The 15,455-nt window shown below is 36.6% G+C and carries 11 protein-coding genes and 1 riboswitch; of the genes, 4 read left to right on the plus strand and 7 right to left on the minus strand.

The window, feature by feature from the left end; translation table 11 throughout:
• Positions 1-726 precede the first annotated feature (726 nt).
• On the minus strand, positions 727-2,043 hold the full coding sequence (locus tag K8V80_RS09330; protein WP_276777311.1) for a solute carrier family 23 protein: 1,317 nt from the start codon (positions 2,041-2,043) through the stop codon (positions 727-729).
• Between the two features lie 446 nt (positions 2,044-2,489).
• On the opposite strand from K8V80_RS09330, the gene K8V80_RS09335 reads away from it, so the two are divergent.
• Entirely contained in the window at positions 2,490-2,861 is a 372-nt protein-coding gene (locus tag K8V80_RS09335) for a DMT family protein (RefSeq protein WP_006745086.1), read from the plus strand.
• A 168-nt stretch (positions 2,862-3,029) separates the two neighbouring features.
• On the opposite strand, the gene rd is transcribed toward K8V80_RS09335, so the two are convergent.
• Positions 3,030-3,194 carry a rubredoxin gene (gene rd / locus K8V80_RS09340; RefSeq protein WP_006745087.1) on the minus strand — a complete coding sequence of 55 codons (165 nt, stop codon included), beginning with the start codon at positions 3,192-3,194 and terminating at the stop codon, positions 3,030-3,032.
• A 111-nt stretch (positions 3,195-3,305) separates the two neighbouring features.
• A complete protein-coding gene (locus K8V80_RS09345; protein WP_276777315.1) occupies positions 3,306-4,241 on the minus strand; it encodes an ADP-ribosylglycohydrolase family protein in 936 nt (311 codons plus the stop codon).
• Positions 4,242-4,527: 286 nt separating this feature from the next.
• On the opposite strand from K8V80_RS09345, the gene coaW reads away from it, so the two are divergent.
• Positions 4,528-5,370 (plus strand): type II pantothenate kinase, encoded by an 843-nt coding sequence (gene coaW / locus K8V80_RS09350; RefSeq protein ID WP_276777317.1) that lies wholly within the window; start codon positions 4,528-4,530, stop codon positions 5,368-5,370.
• Positions 5,371-5,600: 230 nt separating this feature from the next.
• On the opposite strand, the gene K8V80_RS09355 is transcribed toward coaW, so the two are convergent.
• Genes K8V80_RS09355 through K8V80_RS09370 form a run of 4 tightly spaced genes read right to left on the minus strand, consistent with a single transcriptional unit; the run spans position 5,601 to position 11,238 of the window.
• Positions 5,601-7,028 (minus strand): DUF5074 domain-containing protein, encoded by a 1,428-nt coding sequence (locus K8V80_RS09355; protein WP_276777319.1) that lies wholly within the window; start codon positions 7,026-7,028, stop codon positions 5,601-5,603.
• 30 nt (positions 7,029-7,058) lie between these two features.
• Positions 7,059-8,027: a PKD domain-containing protein gene (locus tag K8V80_RS09360; protein ID WP_276777321.1), complete on the minus strand. Its 969-nt coding sequence runs from the start codon at positions 8,025-8,027 to the stop codon at positions 7,059-7,061.
• A 29-nt stretch (positions 8,028-8,056) separates the two neighbouring features.
• The gene (locus K8V80_RS09365) at positions 8,057-9,193 is read right to left on the minus strand and encodes a YncE family protein (RefSeq protein ID WP_276777323.1); all 1,137 of its coding nucleotides are present in this window, start codon (positions 9,191-9,193) and stop codon (positions 8,057-8,059) included.
• The gene (locus tag K8V80_RS09370) at positions 9,190-11,238 is read right to left on the minus strand and encodes a TonB-dependent receptor (protein ID WP_276777325.1); all 2,049 of its coding nucleotides are present in this window, start codon (positions 11,236-11,238) and stop codon (positions 9,190-9,192) included. Before K8V80_RS09370 ends, K8V80_RS09365 begins: the two co-directional genes overlap by 4 nt.
• Positions 11,239-11,373: 135 nt before the next feature.
• Positions 11,374-11,580, minus strand: a riboswitch (cobalamin riboswitch).
• Between the two features lie 682 nt (positions 11,581-12,262).
• Between K8V80_RS09370 and K8V80_RS09375 the strand changes: the two genes are divergently transcribed.
• Together K8V80_RS09375 and K8V80_RS09380 are read left to right on the plus strand one after the other, a co-directional pair.
• Positions 12,263-13,627: an alanine/glycine:cation symporter family protein gene (locus K8V80_RS09375; protein ID WP_276777328.1), complete on the plus strand. Its 1,365-nt coding sequence runs from the start codon at positions 12,263-12,265 to the stop codon at positions 13,625-13,627.
• Positions 13,628-14,118: 491 nt separating this feature from the next.
• Positions 14,119-15,411 carry a retropepsin-like aspartic protease family protein gene (locus tag K8V80_RS09380; RefSeq protein WP_276777331.1) on the plus strand — a complete coding sequence of 431 codons (1,293 nt, stop codon included), beginning with the start codon at positions 14,119-14,121 and terminating at the stop codon, positions 15,409-15,411.
• The last annotated feature ends 44 nt before the right edge of the window (positions 15,412-15,455 follow it).

Here is a 15,455-nt window from a genome sequence, read left to right on the forward strand (position 1 = left end):
GAGATTACGACTCCCTCAATTGTCCTTGTTTGAGCGAATACATAACCCATACTCATAAAGAGAAATGAGAGAAGCATGAACAGCTTTAATTTTCTCATAGGTTTAATTTTTATAGGGTTTAACTAGCAAAATGTATTCGCAAATATATTTATTAATTTTTATTAAAAAAAATTATCATTAATCTTTGTTTACATAATTATTGTAAACCAACCATTTTACATAAACTATTATTTTGATACAAATAAGAATAATTTTACTTTCATTTTTCAAATCAAACACATATACAACCTAGTGCATAAGCTAGATTTAGAGGCTTTAGATTACAAATCACATCATGCCTTTCAACTCTTAAAACAGCTCTCATTTAGTTAAAATATACTTTACAATTAATTCTTAAATATTATAATTACCCTTTTTCGTCAATACCCTTATTACTTAATGTCAATAGATAGCACATATAAAAAGCATATTGTATTATTCCACAAATAAAGCTATTGATCTTTTTATTGATAGTATTCTCCAGATTTAAGCCCTAATAAATGCTTACTTTTTATAAGTTGTGATTTTACTTTGACACCGACATGATCATGACATGTCGGTGTCAAAGCAACTACATATCGGTGTCAAGATGATAAGAGAACTCAGCCATCAAAGTCATTTATACAAAAAAGGAGACTATCCTTTAGGGACAGCCTCCTTACTGAAATTTATTATGAGTTCTCTATTCTATTCTTTAAACATCTTATCAAAGTCTACAACTTCTTTTCCCGGTAAAGCTTGATTGAGTATGACACCTATAATAGAAGATAATGCCATACCTTCTAAAGAGAAAAGATCTCCAACATGAATGGCTGCCCCTCCTATCCCTATTACTAAAATAACAGAAGATATGATAAGGTTACGCTTCTTGGCAAAATCCACTTTATTCTCTACTAGCATTCTCAATCCACTTGAAGCGATAATACCAAATAACAAAATGGATACCCCACCCATTACTGGTGAGGGAATGGTAGAGAGCAATGCAGCTACTTTTCCACAAAAGCCAAATAAAATGGCAAAGCAGGCTGCTCCTACAAATAGATATACACTAAAGGCTCTTGTAATGGCTAGTACTCCTATGTTTTCGCCATAAGTAGTATTAGGAGGTCCGCCGATAACAGATGCTATCAGGGTGGCAACTCCATCTCCAAGCATGGAATGGTCTAAACCGGGGTCTTTGATTAAATCTTTATTGATGACCTTACTCAAAACCAACTGATGACCGATGTGTTCTGCAATAGGAACTATAGCCACTGGTACCATGAGCAGGAATACTTTCCAAGTAAAATGGGGCGTATAATGTAAAAAGGGAACTTGAAACGGAGGAATTTCAAACCAGGCCGCATTAGCTACCGTTTGTGTATCTACTACTCCCATCATTAATGAGGTGAGATATCCTCCTATTATACCTACTAAAATAGGTATGACACTTAAAAAGCCTTTGGTGAAGATGGCAGTAACTACAGTTATCGCAAGGGTTATCAGTCCTATAGTAACGTAAGTAATGTCATATTCTCCTACTGGATTATTTGTCACCATCCCCACTGCTGTGGAGGCTAATCCCAAACCGATAACCATAATTACGGGACCTACTACTACGGGAGGTAGTAATTTCATCAACCAGTTGGTTCCTGCCTTGGCGATGATTAGGGCGACAAGAGCATACGTAACTCCTACCATAAAGCTTCCTACAAGAAAACTCCCAACTCCCACACCCGATGTGGGGTCTAGATCCAAGGCTTTAACTGCTATTATGGGACTAATAAAGGCAAAGGATGAGCCTAAGTATGAAGGCACTTTACCCCGTGTAATAGCAATAAAAGCGAGTGTTCCAATACCACTTGATACGAGAGCTACGGCAGGACTAATTCCTGTAAGTGTGGGGACTAATACGGTAGCTCCAAACATGGCAAAGAGATGTTGGATACTGAGTAGTATCCACTGAGCAAATTTCGGCTTTTCATGGATAGCCAAGACTACTTTCTTTTCGTCGTCTGTTGTCATTTTTTAAAATTTTGAGCATAAAAAAACCGAAAACAACATTGTCTTCGGTAGCAATCAATAACTTTGTAAAATAGAGGAGTCGGTAATGTAATCAGTTGAATAGCTTCTTTCACTCTCATCTGATCCTGATTATCTGCGTTCTGATACAAAAAAATACAAGGGTTTGTTTTCATCAGTTCTTGTTCCTTCTTTTTACCAGATTGCAAATATACATATATTGCTTGAAATAAAAGATGTTTCTTCAAGATTTTATTATCTGTACCTCTCCGTTGAATAGGTTGCTTCATCATATTTACGCCTCTTTTTTTAGGATAAAAACTAGGGGTAAGACTTCTCATTCATAGGCCATGAAAAGAAGATTATTCAAAACATTTCATCAATAAATATACTACCTTTGTAATCATTTCAATTTTTTGAACTCTATCTTTTAATCAGACAATACATTTATGACAAAGTATTTAGCAACGATTGGACTTCTGGTTTGTTCTAATCTTTTTATGACTTTTGCGTGGTATGGACATCTTAAGTTTAAGGAAATGGATTCTTTCAGTCATTTCGGCTTATTGGCCATCATTTTAATCAGTTGGGGAATCGCCTTTTTTGAATATTGCTTCCAAGTTCCAGCCAACAGAATTGGGTATATAGAGAATGGAGGACCATTTAATCTGTGGCAACTCAAAGTTCTACAAGAAGTGATTTCTCTTACTGTATTTACGATAATAACTATCGTAGTCTTTAAGAATGAGACATTGCGGCTCAATCACATCATAGGATTTGGATTTCTGATCCTTGCGGTTTACTTTATTTTCAAGAAATAAGAATACTCTATTCGCACGAACTGATTAGATGAATATCTACGCTTAAAGATTCTAAGAGTTGGGATACCTTTACTTTGGACCCATCCATTCACACTAGCGAAAGAATATATAATTATAAAACGAGGTTGCTTATTACTAGGCAACCTCGTTTCTTTCTACAAACTTTATTTAATCCTCTGAAGGCTCAAAGTCTTCTTTTCCTACTCCACATTCTGGACATACCCAGTCATCGGGTAAATCTTCAAAAGCAGTACCTGGTTTTATACCATTGTCGGGATCACCTTCAGCAGGGTCATATACGTAACCACAAACTGTACAAACATACTTTTTCATAAGGCTAAGTATTTTAAATTATTATTTAACTATCGATTCAAGTTATTAATTTCTAATTTAAAATGAAAGATAAATAGCCACATTCTAGTATTCGGAAACACTCTTTAACTCTTATAACATCTTTATTAAACGATCAATCTTATGTTCCAACGCTTTACCTTCTTTGAGATCAGTAATCAGGTGTTTGGGGATAGAGCTAAATCCATATTTAGCACCTAAGATTGGTCCAGCTACGGCACAATTTGTATCAGCATCTCCCCCTTCTAGTAAGACAGTCTGAATACCACTCATATAGTCTTTGGCATAATTAAACGCCCAAATTCCTGCTGCCATAGCTTTTAGCGTATAACCCATTCCTGGGCCATCTAGGCTCAGCCTTGTAATATCTGGTTGATAAGCAATCTCAATAAACTTACCTGTTCGTTCATCAAACTCTTTGGACACCTCTATTAAATCTCTTTTAGTGAAGGTTTTATCGTTTAGGATAGAATGTAAAATATAGGCAACTACCACGCACGAGCTAACACAACGAGGGTCATAATGAGTTAACCGACAAATATTAGCTGTATTTTCTTTTACTTGTTTCCAGTCTTTGTATTGCCAGATAGCTGTAATTGAGGTTCGCATAATTCCTCCGTTTCCTGCACTATTTCTTCCTGAGTTTTCCCACTCTTTCTTTGCACAGGCTACAGGGTTATCTAAGTATTTCGGATTTGATAAAACATCAGATGTCAGCATCCCTATATCCCATGGGCTAGACTCTTTCCATGCTTTAAAATTCTTTGCAATATCTGCTAAGTCTATTTCTTTTTTATCCAATAGACTGTCAAGAATGGCGAGCATCATATCTGTGTCATCGGTCCAGTGACCTATATGATCCTTTGTACACCACTCACTCTCCACGATATCAGAATATCTCTTTAGTCCATCGGGATAGTTGAAGCATACTTTTGTCTTGGGCATAAACTCGGTTCCATATCCTAGAGCATCTCCCACAGCTAAACCCATTAAGGTTCCTTTCACTCTATCATTAAGGTCAATTTTCATAAAACTCAATTGTTTAAGGTTATCTATATGTTTAAAGATAAGAAAGCAATATCTTTTTGATACTAAGGGACATTACTCTCTTAAAAGTTAACAAATAGAAAGGAGTAAAGGTTTTATATCCTACCTTTTATTCTAACTCTAGCATGAATAAAGAGCATTTTTACTTTACTTAATGTTCTAATCTCTACCGATATGGGTACAGACTTTTGGCATGAAAGAAGTATATTGTAATAATTAGTTATACCTTTGTAATATATTATTTTGCATATTTAAAGAACTAAATATTATGGGTCTTGTCATCGGAATTGATGTAGGCGGAAGTACTACTAAGATCGTAGGAGTAAAACAAAGAGAGATCATTTCTCCGATGTTTGTTAAAGCATCGGATCCTGTTGCTTCTCTTTTTGGAGCTTTTGGTAAGTATATTTACAATAATCAAATCAACTTACCCGATATAGAAGAAATAATTTTGACAGGTGTGGGCAGTGCTTTTATTGACCGACCTATCTATGATTTGCCTACTGCACGAACAGACGAGTTCTTAGCCAATGGACTAGGAGCAAAATTTACTATCGACCTTGAAAACATCATTGTGGTGAGTATGGGTACGGGTACATCTTTTGTTAAAGTTCAGGGCGAAAACATCGAACATATCGGAGGTACGGGTATTGGAGGTGGCACACTCTTGGGGCTCTCTAGACTTTTACTGAAGACACAGAATATTGATACCATTGCCGAACTAGCTTCTCAAGGATCGCTTAATAATATAGATCTTCAGATTCAAGACATCTGTAGCAAAGCCTTGCCTGGATTACCTCTTGATGCTACTGCTTCCAACTTTGGAAAAGTAGATGGCAATGCTTGTCCTGAAGACCTTGCTTCGGGTATTATTCACTTAGTACTAAGAGCTATCGGACAGTCGGCTATTCTTTCTTCACTCAATAGTAATATTAGAGATTTTGTGCTGATTGGAAATCTTACTCAGCTTCCTCAATGCAAAGAGATATTTTCTAAGATAGAAGAGATGTATGATGTGAGATTTCATATCCCTCAATATTCTGAATATAGCACAGCTATTGGGGCTGCATTGGCTTATCAAAAACGATCAGGAATTGAACCTATCGAATAAAATAGGATCTTAATTTAGGATATAAAAAAAGGTAGAAGCACGCACTTCTACCTTTTTTTGTACTCTAATATTTACTGTAAATAGCAACACTTGTCTATACCTATAAAATACGGTTTTAACTCTATCAAGTTATCGTCATGACACCGACATGATGATACGATGTCGGTGTCAAAGCATCCTCTTGTCGGTGTCAGTAAAAACGTATTATTCTCTAGTTATAGTGAGAGATCTTATAATTTACAAGTAAGCTCTTCTGCAATTACTACTTCAATAGTTTTACTTACGATACAACCATTTGAGTTTACAGTAAGGGTGATTTCGGTCTTTCCTTCTTCGCCTAAACCTTCAACAATCAATTTATTGTTTTCAATAGAAGCTGAGATCAATGTTTCTCCTTCTTTCACTTCAACTGCCTTAGAGATAGCTGCATCGAAAGTATCTGCATCTACTACTTTTTCTGACAAATCAATTTCTACTGTTTCTTTCACAGGAACAAGTATCTGATTCACTAATATCTCAGGTTTATTCATATCTAAGAAGAGAGGCATGGATGGGAACCAATAGTGCTCCTTACCATCCTGATTGAGTACTTGATATTTCTTAATTTCTTTACCAGCATTATCAATCAAATAGACCCAGATAAAGGTACTGAAACCTTGTTGACCAATCACTGCAATATCTTCTGTCAACGGATCAACTCGAAGTCCGGCACCATAGAAACCTAGATTCTTTCCATCTTCACTTCCTAGTGTAAAGATGCTTTCAGAAGATCCTGATTCTATATCATACTTAATCACTGATTTTCCACTAGCCCAATAAAGAGTGTTGGATATTGCACTAGCATCAATTGCTCTTGGTGTCCAAGCCCATGGGTTTGTTCTTATACCCAATCCCTTAATGTCTCTTTTTTCAACTTCAAAAGTTGCAGGATTAATTTTATAGAGAGTTTCTCCAGCACCAGCCCATACATTGCCATCTTTTGCCAAAAGGACACTGTTTGCACCTTTTACTTCGATGGTTTCTATCAGCTCATCCTTCTCTGCATGGATTGCATATATTTTGCCCTTACCAGCAGCAAAAACAGTATTGTTCACTTGGCACATATCGCCTACCTCACCAGAGACTCCAGCAATTTGCTTACCCGTATAAGTAAAATCTTCTAAGTTCAGAATTGAGATTCCACTTGAAACAGATAGATATCCTTTATTTGCATTGATACCTTGGAAGAAACGAGCATCTCCACCTACTTCTTCGAGAACAGCTTTCTTCTTTAGAGTTTTAGCATCAGCAACAACTAGTCTATTTCCTTGTTTAGAGGTAAAATAAAGATTATCACCGTACATTACCCCACCTGCTGTAGTCTTACCAAATTCTTCTCCTGCATTTGCTGTAGAATAAGCACGATATGCAATATGACCATCTTTACCGAAGAAGTTTACTGAACCACCATCATGCCCAAACCAGCCTTCGTTGACCATGTAAAAACCATCAGCCTCAACAGGCAGAGAGGGTTTAGCATCGGGAATACATTCTACTCCAGGGTTTTCTGGTTCTGGGTTGGGGATTAAACAGCTATAGTCTTTATCTCTTGAACAAGATGAGAGCCCCATTAATGCCATTAAAGGCAGTCCGAATAATATACTTTTACTCAATTTCATAGTTTATAAATTTAAATGTTTATGTGATGTTTATCGTGTTTTTACGACTTCTCCTTTCAAGTGTAAATCATACGCACCTAGTACTTCTGTAGATATTTCACCTAGCCAACCCGCTTGTTGGTGCACAGCAGTATAAACCTTTACAAAGTGAATACCTGGTAGATTGACAGATTTGCCATTTTCATCAACCGCCCAATTAATGTCTATTGCCGATTCATCTGAAGAATTAGGCATATTGTCTGCATATCCATATTCATAAGGATAAGATACCCAGTTTTCATTTTCATCTGTACCTTTGTTTTCTGCATTGGAAGGTAAGAGAGTACCTTTAAAAGTGATTGATTTTTGATCTTTGGCTATCCAGTTTGGGAAATAGCTTTGTCTGTGGTAGGTATTTTTAGGAATCCAACCTTCATTTCCTTCAGAATCTGTCCAGCGGATATACTCTTCTCGAACTTCTTTATCTTCTACTTCTGGTCTATAATAGGTAATTTCATAGTTTCTGATGCTTTCTTTGTTGTTATACTCACTTCCTGCTATTTCATACCATTTATCATCTGGTTTGCCATTCTTGTTTTCATCATAAGATACCATGATGATACCTGGCTCACTACTTGCTCCTTTAGAAATACTCGCTTTTGTAGCTGAATAGAAAGCATTACCGAGTACTTTAAAATCTCTTAACCCTTCTTTGTTCTCAATCATGTGATCAAAACCAAATACAACATAGCCTCCAAAGCCACCCAAAGAAATCATCTCTGTATTTGGACCCACTAAAGCTTTATTGACTTTGGCCAGCATAGCTTGTTCTGTATCCCCATCATGGTATGCAGGTAGTTCGTTGACAAACTGACCATAAGCTGGTTTAAACTCATACACTTTATTAATGTAAGGGCTATCTTTTGGTTGTGGATCTGTATTGTCATCGCTACTGCTGCAACTGGCTAGTACTATACCCACACAAGCCATTGATAATAAATTTAAATACTTCTTTTTCATGGTTTCTATATTTATATGTTATCTGATTCTTATTTTAAAAAGGCAAAATGGGCAGGAATGTTACCTGCTGTTGTTTTCCACTTCAACTTTCCATCGGGAGTAAAGCAATACACAAATCCTGTTACGATATAATTTTGTGCATCGGTAATGTATATCTCTTTCGTTTCAGGATTGATCGTCAAACCATAAGGGAGCATGATTTGCTTATCTGTACCATCGGTTATAATTTCATTAGAGATGACCTGTTGAGTATTGGTATCTATTATACCATATTTAATATCTCTACTGCCTGTATTCTGATCTTCTTCTGAATTGTAGTAATAAAGTAATTCTCCACTTAGACATAATTCACTTGCTCCTACTCCGAGAGATTGCACTACCTCATCTTTTTGAGGATCGATAATGAATATATCTGAACGAACACCTTTGTAGTCTCCTCGAGAAGATACATAGATCAAGCCATTGGGAGCTAAAACCATGCGGTGTAGATTGATCGCTACATCTATCTTCTGAATCTCCTCAAAGCTATCTAAGTCTATTACAGATACAGTAGTATCATAATTAGGAACTCGGTAACCTCCTGAGTTGGCTACATAGAGCTTATTATTTACAATCACCATCTCTTCGGGTTGGTAGCCTACTTGTACCTTTCGGGTTAGCTCTAATGAAGTCGTATCTATCTCCGCCACAAAACCTTTTTCTGCATTGGGATCAACACCTATCGGACCCGAATAAGAACTGACATAAGCTTTATCTTGATGAAAAGCAAGGTATCGACAATTGGGGACAGTGATTACTTTCTGCCTCTGTGCCGTCCATTTATTCATGACTTCTATCTTATTCGAAGCATTAATGACAGCATAGAGTTTGTTCCCGTAAATCTTTAAATCATTCCCTACATCACCCAGTTCTTTGATTGCATTGGGGTTGAGTTCAGAGTAGATATCGGTAGAGTAGTAACCCGTACGGTAATCAAAATAATCAATGCTAGCTCGGTTCATTCCCATATTACCTTCATTGAGAATATAGAAGCCCAAAGTCTTAGAATCTGGACGAGGGTACGCCACTTGTTCTTTATTGGACTTAAAAATATATTCATCCTTTCTACATGAAGGAAGTAGAAAAACAGATGCTAAAGCAAGAATGAAAAGAGTGTAGTTTCTCATAATTCTATCCCTATAATAAATTTAAATGTTCGCCCAGGCATGGGGTAATTGTAGATTACTTCGTATTGCTGATCAAATAGATTGTTTACTTCTACAGATGCATTCGCCTTCAGTTTACTGAATTGGAACTGTTTTTGAAGGGCAATATCATGTGTGTACCAAGGCTGGACTTTATTTTTCTCAATATTGTTAAAGGCTCCATTATAGCGTTCGCCAACATAGAAGAAGCTATAGTTCAAATTCCATGATTTGTAAGAAGCCGAGCAGATGGCAGAACCACTATGCCAAGGTGTATAAGGTATCTGATCGCCATAGGAAGAGAGAGGTAGTCCAAAAATCTTCGTATAATCTTTCTGCTCCGAATAAGCATAACTTAGGTTTGTCGCCACTTGAATAGCTCCGAAATGCATATCCAAGGCAGCAGAGGCTTCAACTCCTTTCCCTTTCACTTTTCCTACATTGCTCATCATCCATCGGAAGAGGTTTCCTGTGGGGGCAGCAATTATCTTATCGGTTGTACGGGTAAGATAGGCATCTGTTTGAATAGAAAACTTATCGAATACTGAATGACGGAAAGGGAGATTATAGGTAAACCCTAGATTCACCTGATTCACATATTCGGGATTCAAAGCCGATGAGCCAACTTGTGTATAGTACAAATCATTAAATGTAGGCATTCTGAATACTCGCTTGGCAAAAGCTCTTACATTGAAATCATGATTCTGAAAAGGTTTATAACCCAAGAACACGGCTGGACTGAATTCCTTTTTATTGGGACCCGCAGCTCCGTTTCTCACGGTTTCGTGCACAAAGGCTCCATTTACACTGACCATTGCCTTGAACTTACCCAAGTTAAGTGAAGTAGCCAATGCACCCAATAACGTATAGCGTGTAGGGTATGCAAAGGCTGTAGATATTCCCAAGCGAGTAGCATTGAGCTTATTCCACTGAAAATCTGCCGAGGCAGATACATCCCACCAATCGGTAATATTGTACATATTAATTACAGAGGCATAGATTTCTTGCTGGTAATAGGTATCGTCAAACTGAGCACTTTCTGTGACTACATCGCCCAATACGTGTGTGGTATCTCGAGCAATATAATTCATCTTATCAAAGGCATATTTACCTTTGAACTGGAAATGGTATTGATCTGAAAAATCTTTGGTGAACTCTCCTTGGGCAAAGAAGTTCTTATCCTTCTGTCTAAAGCCATCATCAAATTTGTTGGCTACTATTGCACCAGGCGCACCTCGGTTGGAATCGTAATAATAAGCTTTGGCAGACCATCCTCCATCTTCTATTCTTCCAAAGAAGGCAGTTTCTAAACGATAAGCTTCTACATCACTGTTTGTACGAGTGGCAGTAGTATCGTAGGCCAAAGTACCATCTAAGTTCTTTCGTTTATATCGAAATTTATAACGACCATTTGTTTTGGTCATCTCCCCACTCGCACTCATAGTAACGGAAGGTGAAATACGCTGTTCTACACGAAAAGAGGGATTTATAAAATCGATAGACATCGCTTTGTAACGAAGAATAACATTAGTCTTCTTATCTCCCACAAAGCGTGGACGTTTGGTTTTTAAGTAAACCGTTGAGGCAGCACTAAAGTCTTTGGCCGATTGAAAGATATCGCTCTTCTGACCATTATAAAGGGAGAGCTCTTCCATATCATCTAGTGAATATTTCCCTAAATCGATGACTCCATTTTGTGCATTATTTAGCTCTATTCCATCATAGAATACCCCCACATGGTGACTACCCATATTACGGACATCTATTGTCTTCAAGCCACCAATACCTCCATAGTCTTTTACTTGAATACCCGAGAAGTAACGAAGTGCATCTGCTACACTATGCACGCTGAGTGTTTGAAGTATGTCTCCTGATAGCTTTTGAACAGGAATTATCTCTTCGAAAGGTTTTGCCGTAATCACTACCTCCTGTAAATACTGGAGGCTGTCTAGTTTATTTTGGGCATAATGGGTACAAGGAAAGGCACATAGCATACCTCCCAATAATATTTTTTTAATATTATTCATTCTTCTAGTGTATGTTTGTTTTACAAACTACAGCCAACGGGGATAGAGATTTAAAGATATAATTCAAGTAGAGGATAAAAGTATTTACAGCTTACTCCTATCATAAATGTCTTAAAGCTCTAGTCCCAGAAAGCTTTGTAACTTATATTATTGGCAGGTCTTCTGACTTTTTCTCTCTTTAAATAGCCTTCCCATCGCGTATCAGACAGTGGCTCAAGCGGTATTTAAAGTAATTAATTAAGAATTACAGCAGCGGGTCTGTTCAGGATTTACACCTGATTCCCTTTTCAATGACGAAATAATAGATTTCTATTTCGCATCACCAATAACGCAGCTAAGGTATGAAATTTATAAAGTAAATAACAACTATTTACAATTTAATTGAGCAGAAAAAAATCCTATCGAGTACTCATGTAAAGCCATTGCAAGGCTCTTTTGGGCTACTTATACTCTTCCAAAAAAGATCTTTTGAGAACAAGATTAGTTCGTTAAAATTACGATCAGGATTCATCTGTCATTTATTCTCGAATCAATACTCAAAATATAACATCAGAAAAAGATTTTATTGAGCAATTAGTCAAAACACAATGTAAAGATTTTGATTTCTTTTTTACAACTAACAGATTGTTATTCATATTAATTTAAAAGCAGAAATACGTATTTAAATACAAATATGTTGCAAAACATGTATTCCATTAACTTAACGATTTAGCCGTTACACATTTCCACCAATAAAGACACATAAGCGTACTATAGTAGCAATTATAGAGTTTTATATGACAGAATATCACTCTCTTTAAATAATCAAAAAGTTTTACATATATTCAAGAATTGTATCAAATAGTAAAAAAAGTTTAATTGCTTTGCTCTTTATATTGTAAAATATCGTAAATTATTTGCACTTAATAAATATTTATAGACTTTTGCACGTTTTATTTTTTATTACACACATATACGAAAAGACAAGATGAATAAATCGAGACACTTTAATCCTTAATTATTAACTAAAAATTACACTCTGCTTATGCTAATCTTTATTTCTCAAGAAGAACTGTTGGAGTCGGTTAGACACATCAACAACACCTATTTAGGACCCATTCTTATTGTGTTCTTATTGGGTGCAGGCTTGTACTACACTATTCGCTTACATTTTATTCAGCGTCATGTGTTCCGAGCCTTTCGATTAACTTTTAAAGGAGCATTCAAGAGATGTAAAGCTACCAAAGCAGAAGGAATGAGTCAGTTTCAAGCTTTATCTACCGCTGTCGCTGCTCAGTTGGGTACTGGTAATATCATAGGTGTAGCAACCGCGATTGCTGCGGGTGGTCCAGGTGCTGTGTTTTGGCTCTGGGTAAGTGCACTTGTAGGTATGGCAACCAACTATGCCGAAGCTGTTTTATCGCAGTTATATAAAACATCCATTGATGGACATGTGGTAGGTGGTCCTGCCTATTATATATTAAAAGGATTGAAGAGTAAATTCTTAGCTACCTTTTTTGCCATAGTAGCAGTTATCGTATTGGGATTTATGGGCACCATTGTTCAGTCCAATTCTATTTGCTTAACACTGACCAATGTTCTCCCCGTTAAATCTATTTATATCGGTATTGTTGTGGCTATCATTGTTGGATTCATTCTTATCGGTGGTATCACACGTATTGCTGCTTTTGCTGAAAAAGTAGTACCTATTATGGCTTGTATCTACATCACGGGCGGACTTATTGTGATTGGTATGAATTACGAACACGTGGTACCCGCTATTGAGTCTATATTTGTAGGGGCTTTCTCTCCTCAAAGTTTAGGTGGTGGTGTACTGGGTATTACCATTATGAAAGCTATGCGATATGGTATATCTAGAGGTTTATTCTCCAATGAAGCTGGTATTGGTACAACTCCACACGCTCATGCCGTAGCCAAAGTAAAGCATCCTTACGAACAAGGTATGATGGCTTTGGTGGGTGTTGGGACCAACTTTATAGTTTGTACAATCTCTGCTTTAATTGTACTAGTTACAGGAACCCACCTTACCAATTCGGGTGCAGATGCTGCCCAAGCCTCTTTTGGAACAGCTTTTGGAGAAGGTGGATTAATATTTGTTGCAGTAACCCTCTTCTTCTTCTCACTCACAACGATAGTGGGCTGGTATTTCTTTGCCGCTCAAAACCTACGTTATTTAATTGGAGAAAAATGCATCACACCTTTCCGTATGATGGTAGTTGCAGTTGTTGTGGTAGGTTCTATTCTTCAAGTAGAATTGGTATGGGAGTTAACCGATGCTTTTAATGTCTTCTTGGTAGTTCCCAATATTATAGCCTTGCTCCTACTTTCTCCTAAAGTAATAGAGCAAACTAGAAAGCTAGCAAAGGCTATTAAAGATAAACAAATGTAATAGAGTTCTTTCTCATTGGAGGTTTGATACTTCAATTACCCGAAAGAACATTACACAGAAATATCGTTTCTTCACAGCCTATTTTAAAGCCTAAAAAGTCCTATCGAACATCTGCGAGATAGGACTTTTTTTAATAAATTCAGTTGCATACTTATAAGATGGTAAAATGTATATCTATTCAGTATTTTTAGGTCTAAAGACATCCTTTCATCTTAACACCGACATGAGAATGACATGACACCGACATGATGAGATTTTGACACCGATAAAACCTATTTTTGACTAAGACTTTAAAAACCGATTATTCAGGATGTATATCTATCCGTTTTATAGGTAGGATACTATTTTACACAATAACACAAAATGAAGCCTTTTATGCCCTCCATTATCTCTATTTTATCATACATTTACAGATGATAGAACGAACTTCATTTTACCTAGTCTGTTCAACAAAAACCGTTGTCAAGCTGTTAATAGATTAAACTTATTCAATGAAAAAATATGCACTCTTAATAATAGGTCTATGGGTTTCTCTGATTAGCTTTGCAGGTAATCAGCCTATAGACCCTGTGATCAAAAAATTGAACCATCTACTACAAGAAGAGTCTTTTCTTGAACTGAGATCGGAATTACAAAAACTACCTAGAAGTTTTAGCCATAATACCTTTCTTTATTATGACGCTTACTGCTATAGTGCATTTGGACAGTACAATCAATCTATCGTTGCCATCAACCAATTACTCAATCAGTATAGAAATAAATTAAGCAATCAGGAGGTGGTTCATCTATTAGAACAACAAGGGTTGAATTACAATAATACCTTCCAGTATCATCTGGCGGCTCAAGTGTATAGTACCCTCTTGGAAGATTTTTCTCACCTCCTCACAAAAAGCAAGAGTAATGATTATAACACGCTCTTTAAAATCAACTATACCCTAGCAAAAGCTCTAGTGGGGAAACAAAAGATTCATATTACAAAAGATACGACTATACCCATCTACAACAACATATTTAACCATTTGATGATTCCCGTATCTAGCAAGGGCGTACATGATCACTTTATCTTTGATACTGGAGCACAAACTTCTACCATCAGTCATTCTGAAGCAAAACGTTTGGGCTTTAAAATTTACGAAACAGATATTGATGTATCTACAGCCACTCACATCCAGATAAAAACCAAAATTGGTGTTGCCGATAGTTTGTATGTAGGTGAGCTACTCTTTGAAAATGTTGTTTTCTTGATTGCAGAAGATAATGATCTTTTCTTCCCCGAACTTGATTATCAGATTTCGGGTATCATCGGCTATCCTTTAATTAAACAGATGCAAGAAATTAAAATAGACCTAACTCACAATGCTCTCCATATTCCCCTAAAGCCCTCGAGTAGAAAGTACTCCAATCTCTACTTTAAAGGACAAACTCCAGTAGTTATAGTTGAAACACCGCAAGATACTCTTAAAATGGCACTCGATACTGGAGCAAAAAGTTCAGAGCTATCGGTTAATTATTTTAATCGTCATAAGGAGGAGATTGTAGCCAAATCTCAACTCGAAACTATGGGCAGAGGAGGTGCGGGTGGAACGATCCATGAAGAGGTATATGTCTATCCTCATTTTCAATACAAAATAGGATCGAAGGAGAACTACTTACCTCAAATTTCTGTCAACCAAAATGAATATCAATTTTTAAAAGGGTTAGATGGAAACTTGGGTCAGGATGTCTTTACTCAGTACAACCTAGCCATCATCAATTTCAAGAGCATGTTTATTGATTTTGAGTAAGAACAATGAGCTGGAATAGAAAATCTCTCAACCTAGATAAGAGA

Origin of the sequence: Bacteroides coprosuis, assembly GCF_020741705.1 — a bacterium.
In the GTDB taxonomy this organism is placed as follows: Bacteria; Bacteroidota; Bacteroidia; order Bacteroidales; family Bacteroidaceae; genus Bacteroides_E; species Bacteroides_E coprosuis.

Excerpts from the sequence above, each read along its gene's own strand:
- K8V80_RS09330 (WP_276777311.1), bottom strand. The coding sequence starts at position 2,043 with ATGACAACAGACGACGAAAAGAAAGTAGTCTTGGCTATCCATGAAAAG.
- K8V80_RS09335 (WP_006745086.1), top strand. The coding sequence starts at position 2,490 with ATGACAAAGTATTTAGCAACGATTGGACTTCTGGTTTGTTCTAATCTT.
- rd (WP_006745087.1), bottom strand. The coding sequence starts at position 3,194 with ATGAAAAAGTATGTTTGTACAGTTTGTGGTTACGTATATGACCCTGCT.
- K8V80_RS09345 (WP_276777315.1), bottom strand. The coding sequence starts at position 4,241 with ATGAAAATTGACCTTAATGATAGAGTGAAAGGAACCTTAATGGGTTTA.
- coaW (WP_276777317.1), top strand. The coding sequence starts at position 4,528 with ATGGGTCTTGTCATCGGAATTGATGTAGGCGGAAGTACTACTAAGATC.
- K8V80_RS09355 (WP_276777319.1), bottom strand. The coding sequence starts at position 7,028 with ATGAAATTGAGTAAAAGTATATTATTCGGACTGCCTTTAATGGCATTA.
- K8V80_RS09360 (WP_276777321.1), bottom strand. The coding sequence starts at position 8,027 with ATGAAAAAGAAGTATTTAAATTTATTATCAATGGCTTGTGTGGGTATA.
- K8V80_RS09365 (WP_276777323.1), bottom strand. The coding sequence starts at position 9,193 with ATGAGAAACTACACTCTTTTCATTCTTGCTTTAGCATCTGTTTTTCTA.
- K8V80_RS09370 (WP_276777325.1), bottom strand. The coding sequence starts at position 11,238 with ATGAATAATATTAAAAAAATATTATTGGGAGGTATGCTATGTGCCTTT.
- K8V80_RS09375 (WP_276777328.1), top strand. The coding sequence starts at position 12,263 with ATGCTAATCTTTATTTCTCAAGAAGAACTGTTGGAGTCGGTTAGACAC.
- K8V80_RS09380 (WP_276777331.1), top strand. The coding sequence starts at position 14,119 with ATGAAAAAATATGCACTCTTAATAATAGGTCTATGGGTTTCTCTGATT.